Origin of the sequence: Paenibacillus sp. UASWS1643, assembly GCF_008693195.1 — a bacterium.
Taxonomy (GTDB): domain Bacteria; phylum Bacillota; class Bacilli; order Paenibacillales; family Paenibacillaceae; genus Paenibacillus; species Paenibacillus amylolyticus_B.
In genome coordinates, this window is the sequence record NZ_VXKZ01000101.1 from 117,866 (window position 1) to 143,350 (window position 25,485).

The 25,485-nt window shown below is 46.8% G+C and carries 28 protein-coding genes; 22 read left to right on the top strand and 6 right to left on the bottom strand.

Translation table 11 applies throughout. The features are described from left to right. Positions 1–20 precede the first annotated feature (20 nt). From FE296_RS08760 to FE296_RS08770, 3 genes are all read left to right on the top strand, one after another. Positions 21–1,601: a glycoside hydrolase family 32 protein gene (locus FE296_RS08760; RefSeq protein WP_150364766.1), complete on the top strand. Its 1,581-nt coding sequence runs from the start codon at positions 21–23 to the stop codon at positions 1,599–1,601. A gap of 85 nt (positions 1,602–1,686) precedes the next feature. After that, complete coding sequence (locus FE296_RS08765) at positions 1,687–3,180, top strand: alpha/beta hydrolase family protein (RefSeq protein WP_150364793.1); 1,494 nt, start codon at positions 1,687–1,689, stop codon at positions 3,178–3,180. Positions 3,181–3,207: 27 nt separating this feature from the next. Further along, a complete protein-coding gene (locus tag FE296_RS08770; protein ID WP_150364767.1) occupies positions 3,208–3,609 on the top strand; it encodes a MerR family transcriptional regulator in 402 nt (133 codons plus the stop codon). An 89-nt stretch (positions 3,610–3,698) separates the two neighbouring features. On the opposite strand, the gene FE296_RS08775 is transcribed toward FE296_RS08770, so the two are convergent. The 4 genes from FE296_RS08775 to FE296_RS08790 all read right to left on the bottom strand — a co-directional run bounded on the left by FE296_RS08775 (position 3,699) and on the right by FE296_RS08790 (position 7,037). Beyond that, positions 3,699–4,376 (bottom strand): M14 family metallopeptidase, encoded by a 678-nt coding sequence (locus FE296_RS08775; RefSeq protein WP_124118165.1) that lies wholly within the window; start codon positions 4,374–4,376, stop codon positions 3,699–3,701. A 96-nt stretch (positions 4,377–4,472) separates the two neighbouring features. Further along, a complete protein-coding gene (locus FE296_RS08780; protein WP_150364794.1) occupies positions 4,473–5,441 on the bottom strand; it encodes an ABC transporter ATP-binding protein in 969 nt (322 codons plus the stop codon). Positions 5,442–5,463: 22 nt separating this feature from the next. Then, entirely contained in the window at positions 5,464–6,264 is an 801-nt protein-coding gene (locus FE296_RS08785) for an ABC transporter permease (RefSeq protein ID WP_124118164.1), read from the bottom strand. Further along, a complete protein-coding gene (locus FE296_RS08790) occupies positions 6,261–7,037 on the bottom strand; it encodes an ABC transporter permease (RefSeq protein ID WP_150364768.1) in 777 nt (258 codons plus the stop codon). The genes FE296_RS08785 and FE296_RS08790 overlap by 4 nt, the downstream gene beginning before the upstream one ends. Before the next feature lie 305 nt (positions 7,038–7,342). Here FE296_RS08790 and FE296_RS08795 point away from each other — a divergent pair, with 305 nt between their 5' ends. The 10 genes from FE296_RS08795 (at position 7,343) to FE296_RS08840 (ending at position 16,399) form a co-directional block, all read left to right on the top strand. Beyond that, on the top strand, positions 7,343–8,194 hold the full coding sequence (locus FE296_RS08795; protein WP_124118162.1) for a DegV family protein: 852 nt from the start codon (positions 7,343–7,345) through the stop codon (positions 8,192–8,194). A 206-nt stretch (positions 8,195–8,400) separates the two neighbouring features. Further along, complete coding sequence (locus FE296_RS08800) at positions 8,401–9,066, top strand: response regulator transcription factor (protein ID WP_411860570.1); 666 nt, start codon at positions 8,401–8,403, stop codon at positions 9,064–9,066. Further along, positions 9,063–9,995, top strand: coding sequence for a sensor histidine kinase (locus FE296_RS08805; protein ID WP_150364770.1), 933 nt, complete (start codon positions 9,063–9,065; stop codon positions 9,993–9,995). Before FE296_RS08800 ends, FE296_RS08805 begins: the two co-directional genes overlap by 4 nt. Positions 9,996–10,123: 128 nt before the next feature. Continuing rightward, complete coding sequence (locus FE296_RS08810) at positions 10,124–11,047, top strand: ABC transporter ATP-binding protein (protein ID WP_150364771.1); 924 nt, start codon at positions 10,124–10,126, stop codon at positions 11,045–11,047. After that, on the top strand, positions 11,040–11,738 hold the full coding sequence (locus FE296_RS08815) for an ABC transporter permease (protein WP_190945095.1): 699 nt from the start codon (positions 11,040–11,042) through the stop codon (positions 11,736–11,738). Before FE296_RS08810 ends, FE296_RS08815 begins: the two co-directional genes overlap by 8 nt. A 105-nt stretch (positions 11,739–11,843) precedes the next feature. Further along, positions 11,844–12,656: a bifunctional hydroxymethylpyrimidine kinase/phosphomethylpyrimidine kinase gene (thiD, locus tag FE296_RS08820; protein WP_017692191.1), complete on the top strand. Its 813-nt coding sequence runs from the start codon at positions 11,844–11,846 to the stop codon at positions 12,654–12,656. Positions 12,657–12,907: 251 nt separating this feature from the next. Beyond that, positions 12,908–13,588 carry a response regulator transcription factor gene (locus tag FE296_RS08825; RefSeq protein WP_124118157.1) on the top strand — a complete coding sequence of 227 codons (681 nt, stop codon included), beginning with the start codon at positions 12,908–12,910 and terminating at the stop codon, positions 13,586–13,588. Continuing rightward, positions 13,585–15,333, top strand: coding sequence for a sensor histidine kinase (locus FE296_RS08830; RefSeq protein WP_124118156.1), 1,749 nt, complete (start codon positions 13,585–13,587; stop codon positions 15,331–15,333). The genes FE296_RS08825 and FE296_RS08830 overlap by 4 nt, the downstream gene beginning before the upstream one ends. A gap of 21 nt (positions 15,334–15,354) precedes the next feature. Then, on the top strand, positions 15,355–15,900 hold the full coding sequence (gene pssA, locus FE296_RS08835; protein WP_124118155.1) for a CDP-diacylglycerol--serine O-phosphatidyltransferase: 546 nt from the start codon (positions 15,355–15,357) through the stop codon (positions 15,898–15,900). A gap of 13 nt (positions 15,901–15,913) precedes the next feature. Then, the gene (locus tag FE296_RS08840) at positions 15,914–16,399 is read left to right on the top strand and encodes a DedA family protein (RefSeq protein WP_091019228.1); all 486 of its coding nucleotides are present in this window, start codon (positions 15,914–15,916) and stop codon (positions 16,397–16,399) included. Positions 16,400–16,701: 302 nt separating this feature from the next. Here the strand turns inward: FE296_RS08840 and FE296_RS08845 are convergent, their stop codons facing one another. After that, complete coding sequence (locus FE296_RS08845; RefSeq protein WP_124118154.1) at positions 16,702–17,892, bottom strand: cation:proton antiporter; 1,191 nt, start codon at positions 17,890–17,892, stop codon at positions 16,702–16,704. A gap of 380 nt (positions 17,893–18,272) precedes the next feature. Here FE296_RS08845 and FE296_RS08850 point away from each other — a divergent pair, with 380 nt between their 5' ends. From FE296_RS08850 to FE296_RS08870, 6 genes are all read left to right on the top strand, one after another. Further along, positions 18,273–18,845, top strand: coding sequence for a DUF420 domain-containing protein (locus FE296_RS08850; RefSeq protein ID WP_017692198.1), 573 nt, complete (start codon positions 18,273–18,275; stop codon positions 18,843–18,845). 73 nt (positions 18,846–18,918) lie between these two features. Beyond that, complete coding sequence (gene gpmA, locus FE296_RS08855) at positions 18,919–19,662, top strand: 2,3-diphosphoglycerate-dependent phosphoglycerate mutase (RefSeq protein WP_124118153.1); 744 nt, start codon at positions 18,919–18,921, stop codon at positions 19,660–19,662. A 171-nt stretch (positions 19,663–19,833) separates the two neighbouring features. Next, entirely contained in the window at positions 19,834–20,004 is a 171-nt protein-coding gene (locus tag FE296_RS32680; RefSeq protein WP_190945097.1) for a hypothetical protein, read from the top strand. 181 nt (positions 20,005–20,185) lie between these two features. Further along, positions 20,186–21,094, top strand: coding sequence for an aldo/keto reductase (locus FE296_RS08860; RefSeq protein WP_150364773.1), 909 nt, complete (start codon positions 20,186–20,188; stop codon positions 21,092–21,094). Positions 21,095–21,179: 85 nt separating this feature from the next. Further along, entirely contained in the window at positions 21,180–21,506 is a 327-nt protein-coding gene (locus FE296_RS08865; RefSeq protein ID WP_017692202.1) for a thioredoxin family protein, read from the top strand. 212 nt (positions 21,507–21,718) lie between these two features. Continuing rightward, positions 21,719–21,901, top strand: a complete 183-nt coding sequence (locus tag FE296_RS08870; protein WP_124118151.1) for a hypothetical protein — start codon at positions 21,719–21,721, stop codon at positions 21,899–21,901. A 269-nt stretch (positions 21,902–22,170) separates the two neighbouring features. Here the strand turns inward: FE296_RS08870 and bacA are convergent, their stop codons facing one another. After that, positions 22,171–22,980, bottom strand: a complete 810-nt coding sequence (gene bacA, locus FE296_RS08875; protein ID WP_017692204.1) for an undecaprenyl-diphosphate phosphatase — start codon at positions 22,978–22,980, stop codon at positions 22,171–22,173. Positions 22,981–23,194: 214 nt separating this feature from the next. Here bacA and FE296_RS08880 point away from each other — a divergent pair, with 214 nt between their 5' ends. The 3 genes from FE296_RS08880 (at position 23,195) to FE296_RS08890 (ending at position 25,469) form a co-directional block, all read left to right on the top strand. Further along, positions 23,195–23,827: a TetR/AcrR family transcriptional regulator gene (locus FE296_RS08880; protein WP_150364774.1), complete on the top strand. Its 633-nt coding sequence runs from the start codon at positions 23,195–23,197 to the stop codon at positions 23,825–23,827. Between the two features lie 113 nt (positions 23,828–23,940). Further along, on the top strand, positions 23,941–24,792 hold the full coding sequence (locus FE296_RS08885) for a substrate-binding periplasmic protein (RefSeq protein WP_124118148.1): 852 nt from the start codon (positions 23,941–23,943) through the stop codon (positions 24,790–24,792). A 32-nt stretch (positions 24,793–24,824) separates the two neighbouring features. Further along, positions 24,825–25,469: an amino acid ABC transporter permease gene (locus tag FE296_RS08890; RefSeq protein ID WP_017692207.1), complete on the top strand. Its 645-nt coding sequence runs from the start codon at positions 24,825–24,827 to the stop codon at positions 25,467–25,469. Positions 25,470–25,485 lie beyond the last annotated feature (16 nt).

Here is a 25,485-nt window from a genome sequence, read left to right on the forward strand (position 1 = left end):
GAGACAGGAGTGAAGGACATATGAACCAGGAACGACACGAGAAACAGGAAATAGACACAAGGCAAGAGACAGACACAAGGCAAGAGACAGACCTTGGACTGACGAGTTCTTCGGCTCAAACGAAGGAGAGTTATACACTCGCCCGGGCCAACACATATATCAAGGAGCATCGACATCAGGTTGATCCAACCTATCGAATGGCCTATCATTTGATGCCCGAGGTGGGCTGGATGAATGATCCCAACGGCTTCATATACTTCGGTGGGATGTACCATATGTTCTATCAGCATTATCCCTACGAGCCGGTATGGGGGCCGATGCACTGGGGACATGCGGTGAGCCGTGATTTGGTTATGTGGTCCTATCTGCCTGTTGCACTGGCACCCGATCAGAGCTACGACAGTGGAGGCTGTTTCTCCGGAAGTGCAATCGTTCAGGATGGCAAGTTGGTGCTGATGTACACGGGGCATGTTGTGACTGGACCCGACAAGGATAACGATTACTTGCAGACACAGAATATCGCTGTCTCGGACAATGGAATTGATTTTGTCAAAAGCGCGATGAATCCGGTCATTCGACTGGATCAAATCCCAGCGCATACCAGTCACAAGGACTTCCGTGATCCAAAAGTGTTTGAACGAAACGGTGTGTACTATTGTGTCCTTGGATCGAATGATGCTACGGGCAAAGGTGTCATTCTGTTATACCGTTCAACGGACTTGCAGGATTGGAGTTATGTTAACATTATGGCCCAGAGTGACGGGACGCTTGGCGACAATTGGGAATGTCCCGATCTGTTCACACTGGATGGCCGAGATGTGCTGATCATGTCTCCGCAGCGCATGCCTGCTCAGGGAGATAACTATCGCAACTTGCATTCAACCGTTTATATGATGGGAACGCTGGATGAAGACCAAGGTGTACTGAAATACGAGGAGTACGTTCCGCTGGACTGTGGCTTCGACTTTTACGCACCTCAGACGATGGAGGATGCACAGGGACGACGAATCATGGTGGCCTGGATGGATACGTGGGAAACGGAAATTCCGACACAAAAGTCTCATGCCTGGGCTGGAGCGATGACTCTGCCGAGACAGCTAATTCGTAGGGGAGACCGATTGATATTCCAGCCGCTTCCCGAACTTATACAGTACAGGTTGGATGGCAACGAACAGTACGGTATACATCTAAAAGGTGATGAACAAGATCTTGATCTTGGAATCAGCGGAGACCGTTACGAAATGTATGCTGTATTCGAAGCGGAACAGGCACGACAATTCGGGTTGAAGCTGCGCACGGGTGAAGATGAAGAAACCGTGATTTCCTATGATGTGCAGCAGCGTCGTCTATGCTTAAATCGCGAGCGGGCCGGACAAGGGCCGGGGGGAGAACGTGCTGCGACCGTGGAGCTGCTTGACGGGAAACTGGAACTTCATATTTTTATGGATGTCAGCTCCATTGAGGTGTTCATTCAGCAGGGAGAGCAGGTGATGACAGGGCGGATATATCCTGGGCCGAACTCAACAGGTATTAAGGCTTTTTCGTCCGGAACGTGTACGTTGACCGAACTTAGCAAATGGGATATACGAATTCCTCGGTAAAATTTTTTTCTGAAATTCAGCCTTGACCTTGAAGTATACTTCAAGGTTTATTCTTGTTTCATCAACCATGTTTGGAGGATGAATGATGAAACTAATGGAATGGATACTGGTACTTGTAACGATTGGCGCAGCGTTGTGTATACCTATGTACTCAAAGCGTCGGAAACTTGCGGCAGGGATGTCGGCTGCCTTGATATTAGCATTGCTGCTTCACGGTATATTAGATTCGTTTCGCGTGATGCTGCTGCCAACGTATCTTGTTGCAGGCATAATCTTCATTGTATTAATCATTAAGTTAGTGAAAGAGTATCGTAACAGAGTCACTGGGCATTTTGCAGAGAAGCAGAAACCGAAATGGCGTTCTTGGCTTCAACTCACGCTGGTTGCGATGCTGGCGCTGGTCTCTGGCGCTGGCTCAGGACTGCTCACTTGGTATTTTCCAGCATTTACGATACCTGATCCTACGGGGCAGTTTGCAATCGGTACATTTTCGCAACAATTGGTGGATGAAACCCGTGAAGAGACGTTTACACCGGAAAGCGGGGACAAACGGGAACTGATGATTAACGTATGGTATCCAGTGAACCCGGAGGATGCCAAGGGGATAACTCCTGAGTCTTACCCGTCTGAACTTGGAGAAGCCATCAGTCTGGTATTTGGTATCCCGCCCAAGGTGTTCAGCTACCTTGATACCATTCCGACACATGTGGTTAAAGGCGCAGCCATATCAGAAGCAAGCCCTTCTTATCCGGTGGTGCTGTTCTCTCCCGGTGTCCGTTCTGCCCGTTTCCAGAGCATGACTGCTGTCGAGGAGCTGGTCAGCCATGGCTATATTGTTGTAGGTATGGATCATCCGTATACCTCAGCTCGCGTTACCTTCCCCGATGGGCGTAAAGTGTCTTATGAAGCCGGGCCTGAATTTGCAACGTCAGAAGAACTGTATCAATATAATGTGGAGGGGGTAGGCATTCGTGCAGCAGATGCACGTTTTGTACTCGACACGCTTGAACAGTGGAACCGGAATGATCCAAATCAGTTGCTGGAGGGCAGGCTTGACCTGAATCATACAGGCATTATGGGGCACTCTTATGGCGGGGCTACAACAGCCGAAGCACTCGCACAGGATGAACGTTTACGTGCAGGACTCAGTCTGGAAGGCGGCTTCTGGGGCAGCGTCTCCAAGACGTCATTAAAACAACCTTTTATGTACATCATGTCTGGTGAAACGGCTAAAAGCTTCGATCCGAATGCTACATCCAAAGATAACGTGTTCTACCCTGAGTTTGAGCCGGATCTGGACCATGTGATGACGAGCAGTCTGAATGATACCTATTATCTGACGGTGGAGAATTTCTTCCATCAAAGCTTTACGGATATTTCATTAATTTCACCGAAACTATTTGCCAGAGGCATGACGCCAGAACATAATGTGGATATAACTAGATCCTATGCGCTCGCATTCTTTGACCGTTATCTCAAAGGAGAGGAGCAGCCGTTATTGCAAGGCCCTGCATCTCAGTTTTCTGAGGTTACTTATGATGCCACGTATACCAAGATACGCAACAAACAAACACAATAAATTCGCAGAAGGGGTGGAGGAGTAGGCATGGAAACCATGACAAGAGGAATGTTGGCCAAGCGTACCGGTGTGAGTATGGCAACTCTCCGTTACTACGAGGATAGTGGAATTCTGCCTGCTCCCCGTCGTTCCTCCAACGGATATCGGGTGTATACCGAGGATTATCTGGTCAAAATTAAGTTCATTAAGGATGCCCAGTTGCTGGGTTACTCCTTAAAAGAGATACAAGAGACCCTGCAACTGCTCAGCCAGGAAGACATGGAAAAGGATACGTTAAAAACCCTTGTACGTGAACGCATCGCTGACATTCAGACACATATTGACCATCTGGAACAGATGCAGATTCATCTGGCACGACTGTTGCATACACCGGAGGACGATATCGACAATTATATTCAATCGTTCAGGGTACAAAAGAAAGAGTTATAAACTGTAAAATCTCGAACAAAGAGCGCCTTAAGATGTACTTCGGGGTCTCTCTGTTCGAGGTTTCTTTTAGTTCTATCTTATGGTCTTGATCATGACATACCCGCTTCACGCAGAAAATGATGCACAATCTTCGTCTGATACTTGATACGGGTCGAGCGTTTAAGACTCCAACAGGTCTCCACTGTGACGGAACGGGCTTGTAATAGTCTTGAAGCCGCTGTACGGGCAGATCCCGGCAATTCATGTTGCTTGAGGTTAAAATGACGATCACGAATGGCAATCGACCGATTCATCCGTTCGATAACTCTTCTGCAAGCTGGAATCGTCCGACTGCCGGGATTGGTGATCAACGTCTGTCCAAGCACTCGTGAACTCAGTTGAGACAGGCCGTTGGCTTCATGCAGATCGAGCCACCAGTCGACCCGATGTTCACGCGCCAGCTGAAAAACTGCCGCAGCGAGCGGATGCTTGGCCTTGCCTGACATACGATGTGGAAACGTACGATTCAGATCTGGCTTGCCTCTGATTTTCTTTGCGTAGGCTTGTTGGTTCACGCGTGGCACGATAATTAACAGCCCTCGCTGAATGGCGTGACGACCTGTCGCAATATCATCTGCGAGTTTTTGCGCAGCGGCCATACTCGCTGTTTCATTCCCGTGAACCCCGGATGTAATGAACATCACGGGTCCCGGCATCATGCCACGTACGATGAAGTAGGGAGTAGCGTGTAGGCTGGATGTTAGAAGGACATGTTTGGTCACACGCATGACGCTTCACCTCCATTATTACAGTACGCCATGTCCCTCTTTCATGTAACGGCGTAAGAACAGGTCTTCATCCTATTTCCTTACAAAATGGGCCGACTAATACACCCGATGAATGATATCTTCGAAATCGGGTTCTTTCATCTCTACATCTTCAATCTCACCCCAGTGCTCCAACTGTTTCAGAATGTCCATTGTGCTCCATTCCTTCCGGTTCACTTCGACGGTGACAATCTGCCCTTCCACTCCTGTGATCTGAATGGCGGACGGTATGGTATCAGGCATAAGAAATGAACCCCGATACGTAACTCGGATAAGTGTCGGCAGACCGATAGTGTCACGCAGAGAAGGGATCGAGCCGTCATATGTAAGTTGACCGTGATTGATCACCATCACCCGACTGCATAGCTGCTCAATGTCGTCCATGTCATGGGTGGTCAGTAAAATCGTTTTTCCAAACGTTTCATTTAGTGTACGTAGAAATTGACGAATATTCCGCTTTGCGTTCACATCCAGTCCGATCGTTGGTTCATCGAGAAAAAGCAGTTCGGGATCATGCAGCATGGAAGCTGCGAGATCCGCACGCATGCGTTGTCCAAGCGAGAGCTTCCGGACAGGCGTGGCCCAGAACGATTCAAGGTCCAGAAGCTCGGCGAACTGGGACAGCCGTTTCTTTTTATCCTCGGCACGGACGCCGTACATCTCGGCTAGAATATCATATGAATCTTTCACGGGCAGATCCCACCAGAGCTGACTGCGCTGTCCAAACACAACGCCCAGTCGACCAACGGTCCTGCGCCTGTCCTGATGCGGGTTCATACCGTCAAGCCTTACCTCACCCGAGGTTGGGTGCAGGATACCTGTCAGCATTTTGATCGTGGTAGACTTGCCAGCCCCGTTCGGACCGATGTAACCCACAAACTCACCTGGGCCGATATCAAAACTGATATCGCGTACCGCTTCCTTGGACACATATTCACGTGAAAATAACGTACGTAGACCTGAGAAATGTCCTTCGCGAATAACAGGAGTTTTGAATTCCTTTTGCAGATGCCGTGCTGTGATCATGTTCATGATTCGGTACGCCTCCTTAGCTACCTGTACTTTGATATTTGGTCATGCCGAATTGCCAGAAACGCAGACTTGCAGCCAAGCTCAGTACGGCGACCGCAGCAACAGCAACAAGAATCCACGCTCCTCCTTCACCCCGTAGCAGGTAAAGTGACGGAATGTAGTTGACGAATCCTACCGGAATCACCGTTAAAAGAATGCCAGACATCCATTTGGGATATAACGTTAGCGGATATTGGGCAGCCGTTCGTGCTGCATCTTCAGTGATCGTCTGTAGTTCCTCGATGCGCGTGGTCCAGAATCCGAGTGTGGCGGTAGCAAGTCCGATCGAAAAGAGAATGACTGCCCCCGTGAGGATAATGAACAGGGAGAAAGGGATGGCTATCCAGCCGATCTGTCCGCTGTGCATCATGCCTGCCAACGACCAGCAGAGAATGAACCCGCCTTGCAGGACTTCCCCAGCCATGATGCGGAAGTTTTGCGGCAGCAGTGCCAGCAATACAGGCATGGGACGTGTTAACAATTGATCAAGCTCACCATTAACCAGATATTTTTCCAGATGATGAACTTCGTTTCCGAATGTCCGATACAGTGTTTTGGATAACGTCATGATGGCGAAGAGATAACCGATCTCATGGAGGGACCAGCCTTTAATTGCTCCGAATTTGTGCAGCACCAGAGCAACCATCAGAAACTCGGAGATCTGAATTAAAGCGGCCAGTACGGACGCCATGATGAAATTGAACTTGTATTGCATCCGGCTGCGGATGCTTGTTCGAATCAGCATTTTATATAAATTGAACCAGGAAGTTCGCTTCATCCGCCTTGTACCTCCACTTTACGACGTAACACTTGGGTAATCGCAAGACAGATCAACGTCATGAAGATACACCAAAGCAAGGTTCCCCATAACAAGAAGCCATCTTCGAAACCAAGATAGATTCGGGTAGGTACATAGAGCAGGAAAGGGTAGGGTGATATCCAGGCAAGTTGTTCAAGCCAGTCCGGTAGCCATTCCAGCGGAATGAAAAAACCAGCCAGCAGATTCATCATCGCGTGATTGCACCAGTGAAGCCAAGAGGACTCCGTGGTCCACATCGACGTGGCACCAATAATGTAGTTCATGCAGATGGACAAGTATGCGGCGCCGGCAAGACCAAGTGCGGCATAGAATAGTGTTGAAACGTCTGAGGGCCAATGCAGGGAAAAGACAATGGAGAAGAGCAGGTAGATCGGAATACTTTTGTACACGAACTGGTAGGCAATCTGCCCCCATTCGCGTGCCATCAGGTGGGTGAACAGATGAACAGGCCTCATCAGATCCAGTGCGATCTGCCCTGTCCTGACGGATAAGGGGATACCCAATCCATTCGTGAGAAAACCCGAGATCCAGAGTGAGGATTGCGTGAACGCAATGTAACTGATCATCCCCTGTGTCCCGTATTCTCCGAGATTATGGTCGGCCCCGATGCCGATCCAGAGGCAGGCATACATGTAACCAAACATGGCGCTTGCCAAGTTATGTACCATGTGTGCCCCGCGGTATTGCAGATTCCGGGAATAGGCTTTGGAAGCCAGAGTGAAATAAAGCATGTGACACCTCCGATAAGTGGATTGAACGGCGTTTCCGTTCACTTCAGTCAAGGCGAAAAAGAGAGAAGGACAACAGCATACCAATTTATTCCTTCACAGGCAAGACATTTTTTTAGCTAATAATGGTATTAACAGGGGTGTTCATGATTGCGCCACAAGACAACGGTCTGTCCGTTCATTTATAATTGAGAGGTAGTATCGCAAACGTTTACAATGTGAAATATTCAAATTTTAAATAAACCGCCGGGCTTGTGCCTGACGATTGAGGATACAGAACGAACAATCCGGCAAGAGAGAAGGATGTCATGAAGAAAATTGCATGGGTCACCGATAGTACCAGTACACTGGATCCCGTTTTTGCGGAGCAAAATCATATCTACATCGTACCGCTGCGCATCGTATTTGGAGAGGAATGTTACCGGGAAACCGATGACATTACATCTGAAATGTTCTATGAGAAACTTGCAGAGGCTTCACGTGCGAGCAGTTCGCAGCCACCCATTGGCGAGTTCATTGAACTGTATGAGTCGCTCAAGGACAAGTACGATGAGATTATTACGATTCATTGCTCTACAGCGCTTAGCGGAACGCTGCATACGTCCATGCAGGCTGCAGAGATTGCAGGAGTGACGGTGACCGCAATTGATTCAAAGGCAGGTGCCTATCCTCACCGTGAGATGATTATGCAAGGACTGGAATGGCAGAAGCAGGGATGTTCAGCTGCCGAGATCAAAGTAAACATTGAACAGATGATTGATAACATGTCCTTTTACCTCATACCTGCCAGTCTTCAGCATCTTCATCGCAGTGGACGGGTGTCGGGCACACAGCTGATCATCAGTCAACTGCTCAAGATCCATCTGCTGCTTCGATTTGAAGAGGGCAAAGTGGTTGTGAATGAGAAGATTCGCACGTTCAAGCGGACAAAAGAGCGCATGCTGGATATGCTCAAGCTGGATATGGAGAAAGTAAAGCATGTGTGCATTATGCATGCGAACAATCAGGAAGAAGCCGTTACAATCAAAAAACAGATTGCAGCTCTGCTGCCTAGATTAAAGACCGAAATCATGCCGTTTATCCCTGTGGTGAGTATCCATGCAGGTGCAGGAACCATTGGACTGTGCTGGATACACAGTGAGAACGGATATAGGGATTAGAAGCACCAGTATTTATCTACAGACACTCATAGACCTGGCAGGAAACACACTTGATGTCAAAGTGGTGCTCCTGTCAGGTTTTTTCGTATGTCATTGCCAATTCAAACAAACTGTGAGGTAATAAAAGAAAAAATGTTCATGTTGGAGGGGAAATCGTGTCAAGTTACCGCTTGTTGCTTGTTGAAGATGATCGTTCAATTAGTGAAATGGTCGGACCTTATCTGGAAAAAGAGGGCTACGACGTCACTTATGCATATGACGGCTTAGAGGCAGAACGTCAGTTCAGCCAGTCACAACCCGGGTATGATCTGGTTATTCTGGACCTGATGCTCCCTCGCAAGAGTGGGATGGATGTGCTGCAAAGCATTCGGGCAGTCAGTCTGGTACCTGTGCTCATTCTGTCTGCGAAGGATGGGGAGGTGGACAAAGCGTTAGGTCTGGGCTTCGGTGCAGATGATTACTTGAGCAAACCGTTCTCGTTAATCGAACTGACTGCCCGCATCAAAGCTGCGATTCGCCGCGCCAATTATACGACTCCGCCCGTGGCTGAAGTGGCTAAAGATCAGCGTATTCACATTGGAGGACTCGTAGTTGACATGGAGACGTACGAGGTAGAACGTGAAGGCACACCCGTCAAGCTGACATCCAAGGAATTTGGAATTCTGAAGCTGTTGGTTACCCATCCTGGCAAAGTGTTCACCAAGGCTCAGATCTACGCCTCCGTCTGGAACGATCATTATTATGGAGACGAAAATATCATTAACGTACATATGCGTCGTCTGCGTGAGAAACTGGAGGCAGATCCTTCGGCTCCCCAGTATATCAAGACACTCTGGGGCATCGGATATAAGCTGGAGGCAGAGCAGGGATGACACTGATTTTTGCCATCACGACAGGTATTCTGGCCATGGCCTTCATTGTATTGTGGTTGAAATACCGGAAAAGAAACCAACAGCTGTCCTATATTCATCAGAAAATATCCACAATTCTCGACCAAGGCACCTTTGAGCGCTTGCTTGTATTCGATAGTGATGACCAAGTCAGTCAGCTTCTGAAAGACATGAACCAGCTGCTGGATCATGCGCACCGCGCTAAGGCCGGTTATGCGAATCAGGAGAAGGAGATGCGTAATATGCTCTCCAACATTTCACATGATCTGAAAACACCGCTCACGGTTGTGCTGGGTTATAGTGAGACCTTGCTGCACAGCCCATCACTGACCGATCAGGAACGGAAGATTATGACGGAGAAAATACAAGATAAGGCGCAGGAAGTGCTGCGTTTGATCCATTCCTTTTTTGACTTGGCAAAGCTGGAATCTGGAGACACGGAGCTAGTGCTTAGTCGAGTGAATATAAGCGAATTATGCCGGTTGAAGATGCTTTCCTTTTATGAAATGTTGACGAATCTGGGGTTGCACGTGGAGCTAGAGATACCTGAAGGTGATATCTTCGTGCAAGCGAATGAAGAAGCATTGGACCGTGTGCTGGATAATCTCATTACCAATGGAATGAAATACGGGGCAGAGGGTAAGGTACTGGGACTTTCACTTGATCATTCGATAGGTGCACCTGTGACGCTACAGATCTGGGACCAGGGAAAAGGGATTCCTGAAAGCGAGCATAGTCGTGTGTTTGAACGAATGTATACACTGGAGGATTCCCGCAATCGACTCTATCAAGGCAGCGGCCTGGGTCTGACCATTACGAAACGGCTAGTTGAGCGGATGGGTGGAAGTATTCACTTGCATAGTGTGCCACATCAACGGACTGTATTCTCGGTTACCCTAAAGGCTTGGTAGACCCTGAGTTTGGCGTGTCCGGTCAGACTTAAGGTTTTTGTAAGATTTGATTAATAAAAAAGAAGACTTTTCTCTTTACAATATAGATATAGGAACCCGGACAGGGGACGTAAAGGAGAACAAGGACGATGAATTATATCGCACGAACAATAGATGTGACCAAAGTATATGAAGGGGTGGAGGTTGTATCCAACGTCAATATGAATATTAAGCAAGGTGAGATCTATGGATTCCTCGGTCCAAATGGTGCTGGTAAAACAACCATCATGAAGATGCTCACCAATCTCGTCAAACCAACCACAGGGGAGATAGAACTGTTTGGGGAGAAGCTTACGCCGACCTCCTATGAAGTGCTGAAGCGAATGGGCAGTATTATTGAATATCCTTTTTTCTACGATAGGCTGTCTGCTCGCGAGAATCTGGAACTTCACTGTGAATACATGGGATTCTACAACAAAAAGATCATCGACAACACGATGGAAATGGTAGGGCTGAAGGATACGGGCAAGAAAGCGGTCAAAGACTTCTCCTTGGGCATGAAGCAGAGGCTGGGACTGGCTCGTGCACTTATAACCACACCTGAGCTGCTCATTCTGGATGAACCGATCAACGGATTGGACCCTGTAGGGATCCGGGAGATGCGAGATTTGTTCAAGCGCCTTAGTAATGAGTATCGCATTACCCTGTTGGTCTCCAGTCACATTCTTGGCGAGATAGAGCAGATTGCGGACACAGTTGGTGTCATTCGCGGCGGTCGTTTGGTGGAAGAAGTATCAATGGAGAGCATTCGTGGAAGTCAAAATGAGTACATTGAGTTACAGGCGATGGATATCCGCAAAGCGACCTATGTCATTGAACACCAGCTTGGTTTGAGTAATTATAAACTGGTTGATGACCAAACGTTACGCATCTATGATCCGGGAATCATTCCATCGGAACTGAACACCAAGCTGATTCAGCATGGCATTGAGATTGAATCGATATCCAAACGGGCTCATTCCCTGGAAGAACACTTCATGAAGCTTGTGAAAGGGGATGAAGACGTTGCTTAAACTAATCAGACTTGAGATGCGGAAGCACCGTTTTGCACGTAATTTTGCAGGTGCAGGTATTGCCAACATAGCCATTCTTCTTTTCCTGATCATGATTGGATTCGTGGATGTGGGAGCAGAAGATTATGCCTATGCCGATTACCAGACCGCCTTTATGATTATCGATACGTTTGTGAGAGCGACCTTTATCATATTTGCAGGAGCTTTATTATCCAAGCTGGTGATCAGTGAGTATAGAAATAAAACGATGAACGTCATGTTCACCTATCCCATCCAGCGTCATAAAATCATTGCTGCCAAATTGATTATCGTGTTTGGTTTTACATTTGTGATGATTATGGTTACCGACCTGTTGATGGGTTCACTGCTGTTGATTGTTAATCATTTCTACTCCTTCATTCCCGGATCATTGACAAATCAGGATATATTGGGACTTCTGGTGAAGTACAGTATGAGTTCTTTATCGGCTGCGTGTATGGCACTCATTCCCCTATTCTTCGGTATGCGTAAGCATTCTGTTACAACTACAATGGTCTCGTCCATTTTGTTGGTTTTGATTGTCTGCTCCGGATTCAACGGGTCGGAAGTTTCCATTCATTCGCTTATTATTATCCCTCTGACCCTTGGAGCAATAGGGATATGGATTGCTTCGATGTCCATGGTTCGTTTGGAGACAAAAGATGTGAACTGAATCATTCGGAAAACCATGCTCTGTATGGCTTCAGATGCCATTGACATCCGCTCGTACAAGGGATAGGATAATGTCAACTGAGACACGAAGGAGAATGCAACTACCATGACGATTCCAAAAACATTAACAATAGCTGGTTCGGACACGAGCGGCGGAGCAGGTATTCAAGCTGATTTGAAAACTTTTCAGGAGCTGGGTGTGTATGGCATGACCGTACTGACTACGGTTGTGGCAATGGAGCCCGAAACATGGGATCACCAGGTCTTTCCTGTTGAATTAAATGTAGTTGAAGCACAGCTTCGCACTGTTCTGGACGGTATCGGTTTTGATGCCATGAAGACAGGTATGCTCGGTTCTGTAGATATTATTGAACTGGTAGCAAAACATATTCGCCGTAGCGGTCTGCCACAGATCGTTATCGATCCGGTAATGGTCTGCAAAGGTACAGACGAAGTACTGCAACCGGAAAATACGGAAGCGATGATCGAATTCCTGTTGCCAGGTGCTGATCTGGTTACACCTAATCTGTTTGAAGCATCCCAACTGGCGAAGAGTGGACCGATTCGTTCCAAGGAACAGATGGAAGCAGCGGCAGCAGCAATTCATGCCCATGGCTCGAAACATGTCCTGATCAAGGACAGAGGTGTCATTAGCCCGGGTAAAGCAATGGATCTACTCTATGATGGAACCAACTACGAATGGTTTGAAGCCGATGTTGTCGGCTCCGGATATACGCATGGTGCGGGCTGCACAACGTCTGCGGCGATTACCGCAGGATTGGCTCGTGGTCTTTCAGTGAAAGAGGCTGTTCGTGAAGGTAAAGCCTTCGTGACCAAAGCGATTGCTGGCGGATTCCCGCTGAACCGTTTTGTTGGCCCGACACTGCATGTGGCACACCGTCTGGAGCAACAACGCTAAGTGTTGCCAGGGAGCGCGCAGTAGCGCATCAATTCTGGATAACACACTTCGATTTCATTCAAGTAGCTGTCAATGAGCAGGAGCTTGCTCGTTGATGGCTTCTTTTTTTATGCGAATTTTTATAAAAATTAGTAACTTTTGGCTTATATTAATCGTATATATCATGGGAGCATTCCAAAACATGTATGGACACATGAACGACACATGGAATAGGTATGTTATCATCAGAAATCTAAAAAGGAGAGTCGGCCATGATCAGAACAGTGCTTCTGGTGGAAGATGAAAGCCGCATTCGTGAGATTGTGGCCGATTATTTCATAAAAGAACAATGGAACGTCATAGAAGCAGAACATGGAGTACAGGCACTGGAACTGTTGGCTCTGCATGAGGTGGATTTGGTTATTCTGGATGTTTTGATGCCTGAAATGGATGGATGGACGTTATGTGGGCATATTCGATCCCAATCCACCGTACCTATTATCATGCTGACTGCACGGTCCGAGGATGACGATAAAATTCATGGATTTCAGCTGGGCGTAGACGATTACGTTACCAAGCCGTTTAGTCCACGTGTGCTGGTTGCACGTGCGGAGACATTAATGAAGCGTGTTGAAGGTGCATTTGGACGAGAGCAGGGTATGATTCGCTTCGGACAGGTAACCCTTGATCCATGGGCCAGACGTCTGGAGAAGGACGGAATTGAAGTGGAACTTGCACCAAAAGAATATGATCTGTTGCTTTACTTGGTACGTAATGCAGGCATTGTGTTGTCCCGGGATGCCATTTTGAATCGGATCTGGGGATTTGATTTTGAAGGGGACTCACGTGTTGTGGATACTCACATCAAGAAGTTGCGCAGCAAATTGGGTGATGAAGCCAAGTATATCCGGACGGTCATTGGCACTGGATATCGTTTCGAGGCAGAAGCATGAGAAGAAATGGCGTAACGATGAAGCTTTTCCTGGTCATGGCAGGATGTCTGGTTCTTCTATATGGGACGACGGTTTTTGCCCAGTTGGTCTGGTTCCCCGACTTCTATCAGCATCAAAAGGTCAGCAGTATGAAGAAAAAGCTGTCCAAGTTCGAACAGCAATATTCCAATGGACATTGGAGTGATTTACAGCTGGCTAAGGAGACCGGGAAGTTCATGCGTCAGAATCAATCACATCTGGTCATTCTGACGAATACCGGAAGACTGGTTAATGACCCGTTCCACATTACGTTGCTTCAAGAGGATGGAAGTCACGTGAAAGTGTCCTTGTCCTTGTTTATCAATAGTGAGAATGCTGGCTGGATTACATCCCATCTGAAATATGGGCAAGAACTGACGGTGAAAGGTCCGGCCAGCGAATCCATGGTCTATCCATTCAAAATCCAGGATGCCACTTCTGCAGCATGGGGAACTGAAAGCTTTCAGGAATCAATTGAACCGGTAAAGGAATGGTCAGGTGTATTGACCGAGGTCGTTCTTCCCAATCTGGCAACGTGGAGTCAGAGGCAGGGACTGCTGGTGCAAGCACTGGATAGCCGGTTCCCTTTGTCCACCGAAGACCAACTGGCCTTGGCGAATGGTAAAATGCTCAATGAAGAATGGATGGATAGCTGGAGCGGTGTTCGCAATGTCATCACCATTGCTCCAGTGCATCGTTCCGGACCCGAGCAACAACTGATCTTCTCGCTCACCTCTCTACAGGAGATGAGGGAAGCGAATGAGGCAACACGTTTGTTCTATGCGTATTTTGGCATAGGGGCATTTATATTGATTCTGTTGCTGGCGTTACTCCTGTCCCGAATTGTAACGAAGCCGCTCTTGGCCTTGAACCATGTCGCCAAGAAAATGTCTACACTGGATTTCACGGTGAAATCACCCATCCGGCGTAATGATGAAATCGGCAGTCTGTCTAACAGCCTCAATGCCTTATCGGGAACCTTGGGTCAGACACTGGAAGAGCTGAGGCAGGCCAACACGCAGATGCGTACAGATATGGAAATGAAGCAGGAGATTGAACAGCGTCAGCGCAAGTTTTTTGCCGATGCATCACATGAACTTAAGACACCAATCAGCATTATTAAGGGATATTCTGAAGGGCTGAAGGATGGCGTGAGTGAGAGCAAACGGGAACGTTACATTGAGATCATTGCCGATGAGGCGATCAAAATGGAAACGATGGTTGAAGAGATGCTGGATCTGGTGCGACTGGAATCTTCAGCGGTTCAATTGAATACGGATGCGGTTGCACTGGCTGACATGATTGAAGATATCGCCGGCCGTTTGGGTCCGCAACTGAAGGACAAAGGATTGGATGTGGTGCTTGTATCCACAACAGAACAGACGGTGGAGGGTGACCGAAGCAAGCTGGAGCAAGTTATTTTCAATATCATGATGAATGCTATACGTCATGCAATACCACATACCGATATAACTATTGAGATCAGCAGGCGTGAAGGTTTTGTCCATATTTCCATTGAAAACAAGGGCGAGCACATTGCTGAAGCTGAGCGGCAGTATATATGGGAGAGGTTCTATCGGGTAGAACGCTCACGTAATCGTAAAATGGGGGGGACCGGGCTCGGTCTGGCCATTGCGAAGCAGATTCTTGATCTGCATGGGTGCAGTTATGGAGTGGAGAATACACCGGATGGAGTCCGTTTTTATATTATTTTTCCTAAAGCCTAGTACGAAAGGGAGTCAACTCTTATGAAGTCTTTACCATCGATTTTAACCTTGGGGAATCTGAGTTCAGGCATGCTGGCAGTCATTATGGCTATTCATGGTGAATTTGCCCTGGCTGTGATGATGATATGGGTAGCGATGTTCTTTGATCTGTTTGACGGATTTGCGGCTCGTAAATTGCATTGTGAGGGTGAGTTCGGCAAGTCCCTGGACTCGCTTGCGGATGTAGTTTCATTCGGAACAGCACCCGTGCTGATTCTGTACCTGAATTCCATGCTTGAAGTGAGTGTGCTGGGGATGGCCCTGACTGCATTGTTTCCGGTATGTGGTGCTTTGCGTCTGGCCCGTTATAACTGTCAGAAGACAGCAAGCAGTGGTTTTGTCGGGATGCCGATTACATTTGCCGGAGGTCTGATGTCCTTTTTCGCGCTCTGGAGTCCTTATTTCACACATGGTGTAGCTTATCTTGTCATTATTGTATTATCCGGTCTCATGGTGAGCCAAATCCGATTCCCGTCTCTAAAACAAGTGCTAGCCTCACATGAGAAGGATATTGTGGAACCGAAATAAGGAGCGAGTCAGTATGGAATTTGCAAAAGAATTTATTGGTCAATATGGTTATTTCGCAATATACGGACTACTGGCTCTTGGCGTTATTGGCATGCCGATTCCGGATGAGGTGATGATGACGTTTGTCGGTTATCTCGCCTCCATCTCGGTATTGAATTACTCCGTATCCATCGCCGTCAGTTTCGGTGGCGCATTTACCGGAGGGCTGCTCAGCTACATGATTGGCAAGAAGGCAGGCAGGCCGCTGTTCGATAAGTATGGCAAGTGGATTGGCGTGAATGCCAAACGATTTAGCAGGGTGGAGTCGTGGTTTCTGAAATATGGATACTGGTCAATCATCCTCGGTTACTTCATTCCGGGCATTCGTCATCTGATGTGTTGTTTCTCAGGGATGAGCCGCATGGCAATTGGCAGATACGTAGTTGTATCGGGCATTGGTGCATTCGTCTGGTGTGTTGTCTTTATCTCGATTGGTTTTTATGTTGGTGTGTTAACTTAAAATGGGACAGCCTGTTGTAACAACGGGCAAAGATGGAAGACCTCTTGAGTGTAAGGTGGTCTTTTTTTGTTATCTACGATATAGCGAACTTGAGTGAGTGACGAATACGTATGACTTGTAAAAATACAAAAAAAACCGCTCTGACCACCTCTAACCTTCATGTTGAAGGGGAAGAATGGATCAAAGCGGCGTGTGCTTCACGACCGTATTGAATCTTTTAAAGAAGATATAGCCAATATCTCCCAAAATAAAAATATTTCACAAAGCCATCAGGTAAGCTAAACGTAGATATTCTTTTACAGTTACCCACTTAAATGTGATTCTTCAATTCCTCTTTCGACTTGCTTTTCACCCTTTTTGCGTGCAAAGGTAATTTTGAGCAGAGGAGGCGTAACAAGTGTAGTGATTATGACCATGATTACTACGCTCGTAAAGTACTCCGGATCAAGTAAGCCGGAAGCAAGTCCGGTTGACGCGATAATGAGAGCAACCTCACCTCTAGAAATCATTCCTGAGCCAATGGCCATTGAAGATGACATATTAAATCCAGTCAGTCGTGCACCAGCTCCGCCACCAAGAAGTTTGGTTAATATGGCGATTATACTGATGACAACAATAAACCAAATCTGTGAACCCACACCGTCAAAGGTGACATTTAAGCCGATACTGACAAAGAACACCGGAACAAAAATTCCGTAGGCGATCGGTTCCAGTTTGGTTTCAACTTCATGTTTGAAGTTGGTTTGGGAGATGGCGATCCCAGCGGCAAAAGCACCAATGATTCCGGCAACACCCATCCACTCCGCAAAGTAGGAGAATCCAAAACAAATAATCAGCCCCGCAGTAATGACGGTCTCGGTTACTTTTAACGGTGCCATCCACTTCATGATGCGTGGTACAAGGAACCAGCTGGCAGCGATAATAATAACAAAGAATAACAGCTTCTTGCCAATAAGCAGAGAAATCGAAGTGTCTCCTCCGCCTGTACCCAGCAAGCTCATCATAACAGCAAGAATGACAACGACCAGAACATCATCGACAACAGCTGCACCAAGGATTGTTGTACCCTCACGAGAGCTGAGTTGATCCATGTCCTTTAGTGTCTGAACGGAAATGCTGACGGACGTGGCACAGAATAAAAGTCCAAAGAACAATGCGTGTGTCTGTGACATACCGAACGCCATGGCTGAACCGTATCCACCGATGAATGGTAAAATAATACCACCCACAGCAACGGCAAAGGCTGCTTTCCAGTTTTTCTTCAATTGTTCCAGATCGGTCTCCAGTCCAGCGATGAACATCAACAATAGTACCCCGATTTCGGCCATATAATGGACGAAATCACTTTGCTGAACCCAACCGAGAATTGCAGGCCCGAGGATGACACCCACAATCAGCTTCCCCAGTACCGAAGGCTGACCCAATCTGACGGATAGATCACCGGCAAGTTTGGTAAAGATTAAAATAAGTGCAAGAACCAAAATAAATTCCATAGGTGTGCTCCTCTCCAGCAGTAGCGTTTTATAGGTTTACCTGCCCAAGGGGGAATCATTCCAAGCCTTTAGAACAAAAAAAAGGCATAAAAACAGCACTTGTTAAGAGTGCCGCTTTTATGCCTAAAAAGACAAAGAGGGGCCCTTGGTGACAGGCTCCTCCAGTTTTAACGCGTATGTGATTAATTGCATTAATTATACCACAAATAAAGACTTGGGTAAATGGGAGCTGGTGTGGATTTGATTGAAAATAGCCGCTAAGGGGCATTTTATAGGGGAGTGCTACGGTTTTTGTTCAGAGTGTTGTCACTTAACAGCCCGGAATTGCCGAGATATAATGATATAGAACATAGAAGTTAGGATATGAGGAGGATTTTGCATTGGGCAAAAATAACAAAGGGGAACCGAATATTCCATCCCCGACGAGCAATAAAAATTTCGCAGGCATCATTATTACGATTTCCATTCTCGCTAATGTCATTATTTTATTATTGTTCTTCGCACCGTCCATTGGTTACAAAGGTGATGTGACCTTTGATATTACGGTGTTGCCACGGTTTAATGCCGTGTTTAACAGCTTTACCTTCATCTTCCTGCTTGCAGCGCTTATTGCTATTATCAAGCGGAATGTGAAGCTGCACAAACGATTTATTCTTGCTGCATTCTCAACAACACTGTTATTCCTCGTGACCTATCTGACATTTCATTACCTCTCACCAGAGACGTCCAAATATGGTGGCGAGGGCATCATTCGTTCCATCTATTTCTTCATTCTGATTACCCATAGTATACTGGCAGCCCTCATTGTTCCATTGGCGTTGTTCACACTGGTATGGGGTTGGACGAATCAATTGAAGAAACACCGCAAAATTGCACGTTGGACTATGCCAATCTGGCTGTATGTAAGTTCTACAGGTGTTGTAGTATACCTGATGATGGCACCATATTATTAATGTGATGAACGTTTCACTGTGCTAATTAGTTTGACTTGCGGGTAATGTTTCCATGGAAGGAGGGTTCAAGTTTATGTACAGAGTTGTTTTGATTCGCCATGGACAGAGCATGTGGAATGTAGAGAATCGTTTTACCGGATGGACAGATGTGGATCTGACGAGGGATGGTTACGCAGAAGCTCGTAAAGCAGGGAAGATCATGAAGGAACAGGGATTTGATTTTGATTACGCCTATGCATCCGTGCTGAAACGTTCTATCCGAACACTCGATATTGCGCTGGATGAAATGGACCTCATGTGGATTCCCATTACGAAGACTTGGAAGCTGAATGAACGCCATTATGGTGCGCTGCAAGGACTGAACAAACAGCAGACTGCTCTGAAGTATGGGGAAGACCAAGTAAAGGAATGGAGACGATCCGTGAACGTATCTCCCCCTGCACTGGACGAAACCGATGACCGATATGTGCAGGATCTGGACAAGTACAAACGGCTCGGATGTACCATCCCTTTTACGGAGAACCTGATGGATACATCGAAGCGTGTACTGGAGTACTGGAATGCGGAGATTAAACCGATGGTGTCTGCTGGCAAAAGAGTGCTGATCTCTGCGCATGGTAACACGCTCCGTTCACTCGTCATGCATCTGGACCAATTGTCCGAAGCAGACGTGATGGCGCTCAATATCCCGACAGGCATTCCGCTTGTCTACGAATTGGATGAAGATCTGCATCCCATCGGACACTTTTATCTGACCGCTGATGGTTCGACCTACAAACATGAAGAAATGACCCATGTGGCAACGCCATCTGATTAACGGGTGTGAGCGTTTATGCTTCAAAAGAGCAAGTGAAAGATGACCGCTGAATTTTAATTCGGAGGTCATCTTTTTTTCTGCGATCAAGCCTGCACTTCGTTTCGTTTTGCTCCCACAGGGTAATTGTCAAACAAGACACGATGTACATTTATCCTGAAGGAGGAGAAGCACATGTCTAAAAGAAGAGGAATACTCATGACGGCTATCGGCGCAGGTGTGACTTATCTGATGAGGAACAAACAAGCAAGAGATAAGCTGTTTAGCACGGTCTCGGGTATGATGAAAAGCTCCAATTCGTCCAACGGAACAAGTAAAGCCAGACCACGCGTGGAAGTGAAATAGATTGCGATAGCTCGTTTATCGATTGAATTCAAATGATGATCATGAGAAACCTGGAGATGAAGTCATTCCAGGTTTTTTTTGTGCAATCAAAAGCAATCCCTTGCTTTTGGGTGTAATGCGATTTTTGCCAGCAAGAATGATACAATGGATACTTGCAGAACGTATGGAGGGAGAGGCACATATGAAGAAAAATCGTCTGGGTACATCCGAACTGATGGTATCTGAGATTGGGCTGGGATGTATGTCACTTGGAACTGAAATGGAGCACGCTGTGGGCCTGGTTCATGAGGCTCTGGATCATGGGGTCAATCTGCTTGATACAGCCGATCTGTACGACGCAGGGCGTAATGAAGAGATTGTAGGACAAGCTATTAAGGGTCGTCGGGACCAAGTCATTGTGGCGACCAAAGTAGGTAATCGTCGTATGCCGGGTAAAGAGGGCTGGTCATGGGACCCGTCCAAAGCCTACATTAAGCAGGCTGTACATGAAAGTCTGAAGCGGTTGCAGACCGATTACATCGATCTGTATCAGCTGCATGGCGGGACCTTGGACGACCCCATCGAAGAGACGATCGAAGCGTTTGAGGAACTGAAGAAGGAAGGACTTATCCGATATTACGGAATTTCCTCCATTCGTCCCAATGTGATTCGGGAGTATGTAAAGAGGGCATCCATCGTCAGTGTGATGAACCAGTACAGCATTGCTGACCGCAGAGCGGAAGAAGAAGTGCTGCCTTTATTGGAACAAAAGGGGATCAGCGTAATTGCCCGTGGGCCCGTAGCTAGCGGAGTGCTTGCCGATTCCGGATCTGCCAAGGCAGACAAAGGTTATCTGGACTATACGCCAGAGCAACTATATACCATTCGGCAAGGGCTAAGTCGTCTTGTTACAGACCAACGCAGTATGGCTCAGACAGCTATTCGCTACGCGTTATCCCATCCTGCCGTAGCAGCAGTTGTCCCTGGTGCCAGTTCAAGAGAACAGTTACTGCACAATATTGCTGCTTCGAATTCGCCTGAACTCACCGCTGCTGAAATTCAGGAAATACGAGAACTCAGTCCCGCTAATCTGTACAAGCAGCATCGTTAACTCTATTAAGCCTATTTTCAATTGTAACCATACGAGGTACAATGAAGATCAGCCAAAAAAGGAACATATAAGGGAGAGAAGACATATGGAAAGAATTCAAAGTGAACAGCAATATTTGGATACAATTAACTCTGATGGTTTTACCGTCATTAAATTTGATACAACCTGGTGTCCGGACTGCAAAAACCTGGATCGTTTTATCGGGGATGTTATCGACCAACATACGGACAAAACCTTCTATGCCCTGGATGCAGAGAAGTTCCAGCCGTTTGCCGAAGAGAATGGTGTACGCGGCATTCCGAGCCTGCTCGTCTTCCAGAACGGCAAGAAAATCGCACATCTGCATAGCAAATGGGCTAAAACACCTGCTCAAATCTCCGAGTATCTGGAGACGCTTGAATCCAAAGTTTAAGCGTACGAAGGCATCAGCAGTTTGTTTAATTAACTTAGCTAAAGAGACCTCTTCTTGTCCTGCGACAGGAAGGGGTTTTTCTGTTTCATTCCAGTCCGCATGATGTGCATTTGAATAACAGAAGTTGAGAAACAACGCTTGTTTAGAATTTGTTCAGTGCTCCCATGTATACTGTGAGAACAAACTGAATATTTGGAGTGAACAAGATCCGTATGAAGAATGAAATTTTTGAAGAAATGCACCAATTAAGTCACAATGATGACCGAAGATACCGATTGTTGATGATCGGGGTGAAGCAATTGCTGCAGGAACAAAAGGAGAATAGATATAATCTGCGTGAGAGATTAAAGAATCGAAAGAAACACCGGAACTTTCAAGTAAAAGAGTGGTATTAGACAGGCTGCTTTTCAGAAGTGAACATAAATATGGTTGTCCATGATACATAGTAAACCTAGTCGGCATCACCAATGATCCAACCCACTAAAGAAGGAAGGAATGAAGAATCAGGCTTCTTCTAATTACGGATATTCCTGTCTTTGGAGCAGCAACAGAATCGTGAAGCAACAGAAACATAATTCAGAATATAAAATATGGCGGCCTCGCTTCCCAAGGGAACGTGAGGCCGCCATTGATTTTGCCTGTCTAATTACTTGAATTGTAATGCTTACATCAAAATAATAAAGAACACGGCTGCCAAGACAAAGCGATACACAGCAAAGACGGTCAGGCTCAATTTTTTCAAAATGGACAGGAACGTCTTGATCGCAAGCATGGCGACGATGAAAGCAGCGATGAATCCAATCGCAAAGATTGGGAAATCACTGCCGTTCAGGTGATCGATACTTTTGTACAGGTCATATCCCGTAGCACCAATCATAATTGGCACAGACACGAGGAATGTGAACTCCGCAGCGGCTACACGGCTTACCCCTGCAAAGAGACCGCCTGAGATCGTTGACCCGGAACGGGAGAAGCCTGGCCACAATGCCAAGATCTGAAATATACCCACCGCGAATGCCTGTTTGTAGGAAATATCATCGACATCATGGGTAGTAATCCGTCCACTCTTCCGGCTCCAGCGTTCGGCCACGATCATCAATATACCACCTATAACGAGACTGTACAGCACTGTTTCCGGACCAAACAAATGTGCTTTGATCCAGTCGCGGAATACAAGTCCGATGACTACGGCAGGAACCATCGCCAGGAAGATATGTCCCAGATTGAGGCGACGGGAGTAAGGTCTGCTCCCTCCGGTGAAGCGGAACATATCAATGAATTTGTTCCAATACAGTACAACAACAGCAAGTACAGCCCCGAGTTGAACAACCACCTCAAACGTTTTGACTGACTCGTTGTCCTCCGATAAACCCAGCAAGTGGGCAGTCAGAATCATGTGTCCAGTAGAGGACACGGGCAAAAACTCAGTCAAACCTTCGATGATGCCCATAATAATGGATGATATAATGTCCAATTCTCTTCCTCCTTGAAATGCAGGTGACAGCACAGGCTGTCCTGCTTGACCATGCCTGTTCATTTGAACAAGGCTATCACCTATTATGATCACAAATGCACTCAACTTCAACTTATGCTTGTAACCATTTGTTTAAAACTATATTGACAAAAACCTAGTTATCCCATAGGATATAACTTAACTGACTGACTGATCAATCGGGAGGGTTACATGAATGACCAAAATTAACGGTTTGGAACCCGGTGAAGAACGCCGGGACCAAATAATACGCATAGCGATGGAGCGTTTTGCAACCCAAGGTTACCATCAGACGAAAATTTCCGATATCGTCCGCGAGGCTGGTGTGGCGCAAGGGACGTTCTACTGGCACTTCAAGAGTAAAGAAGCCATTGCTTCGGAGATTGTTTTAACGGGCAAGGAGGAGTTGCTTGAGGCGATCGGACAAGGGTACCGCAAGGATGCAGGATCGGTAGAAGATATGGTGAAAGCATCGGAAAGGCTGTTCACTGACTTGTTCTTGTTTGCCGCGCAGAATCGCTATTTTATGGAACTGTTGCTCAAAGGCATCGTGACGGAAGAATCCGTACAACGCCTGGTTGAGGAGACACGTAATGCTGTCGAAACTGCGTTTCGTCACAATATGGAACGAGCCATCGAACTCGGCATGTTGCCTAAGGGCATGGATGTACCTCTTCGAGCAGCGTTATTGGTAAGCATGATTGAAGGCATGATATCACGCTGGTTGTTCGGTTCCGATGAGTTGCACAGCAAATTCTCAGCCATGACAGCTTCATCGCTGGCAGTTGAGGCAGCAAGCTTTGAGTTTTACGGACTGTTAGGCACATAAGATTCACATGATTAAACAAATAGCAGGGAATAATGGGTACAACTGCGGTTTAGTCACAATAAAGCAACCAAATGTACACCAGATTAATACACGACTGAGAGGAAGTTAACGTAATGAACAAAACATATGGATCGAAAACTCGTAAAGGCTGGTCTTTGACAGCAATTCTGCTGATGACCGTGCTGGTACTTAGTGCTTGTGGAAGTAAAGCAACAGATGGTGGAAGCACAAATGGTGCACAGGCAAGCAATGAACTGGAGCAGATCAAGTCTGCTGGCGTTATCAAAGTGGGCATGATGGGCACATACGCCCCGTACAACTTCCTGAACGATAAGAAAGAAATGGACGGCTATGATGCCGATATCGCACGTGAAGTTGCGAAGCGTCTGGGTGTAGAGGTTGAATTTGTATCCCAAGAGTTCTCCGGTCTGACACCAAGTCTGCAAGCGAAGAAGCTTGATGCCATTATCAGCCAAATGACGATTACTGATGATCGTAAGAAAGTACTGGATTTCAGTGACCCGTATATCACGAACCAAGTCAAAATCATTGTGAAAAGTGACAATAACGATATTACCAAACTGGAAGATTTCAAAGGGAAAACGATTGGCGTAGGTCTGGGTACAAATGATGAATCATATCTGCGTAATGAAGTGTTGCCAAAAGTGGGAGACTTCACCATTAAAACCTATGACGATGTCATCTCTTCACTCAAAGATCTGAATGCTGGGCGGATTGACGCAACAATCAACAATATGTACGCTCTGAAACCAATTGTGGATGCCAATGGCTTTAATATCAAAGCTGTAGGTGAAGCTATTAAGAGTGACCAGGCAGGTATTGCTGTTCGCAAAGATAATCCGGAACTCGTAGCAGCACTGAATGATGCTCTCAAAGGCATGAAAGATGATGGCACGTACAATACCATTTTCAAAAAATGGTTTGGTGAAGAGCCTGCGCAATAATGAACCTGCAAGGCGAAGGGAAGATTTGACCCATGGAACTGGTATTTGAGAATATCCCCTTCTTTCTGAAGGGGGCTTACTATACGCTGTATGTAACTGTGATCTCCATGTTTTTTGCGTTCATCATCGGGGTGCTTGTTGCGATTGCTCGTCTGAAGGGACCGATGTGGCTTAGGTTGATCGCAAGGTTTTATGTATCCATCATGCGGGGAACCCCGCTGCTGGTGCAATTATTCGTTATTTATTACGGATTGGTCGATTATGGAGTGACCTTGGGATCACTCACGGCTGCCTGTCTGGGACTGAGTCTGAATGCAGGTGCGTTTCTCTCAGAGACCTTCCGTGGAGCCATTCAGGCTGTACCAAAAGGACAGACCGAAGCTGCATATGCAACGGGAATGACCCCGGCTCAAGCAATGAGACGGATTATCTTTCCGCAGGCGGTGCGCATTGCGATTCCGCCGATGGGGAACACCTTTATTGGCATGTTGAAGGAAACATCACTTGTGGCGGCCATCGGTGTTACCGAGTTGTTGCGTTCAGCACAGCTGCTGGTATCACAATATGCATTGAATATGCCTTTTTATCTGGCCATCGGTGTGATCTACTGGATTATGAGTATCGGCTTCTCGGCCATTCTGGAACAAGTGGAGCGCCGGTTAGCCCGCGCTTACTGATGGGAGGAGAGAACCG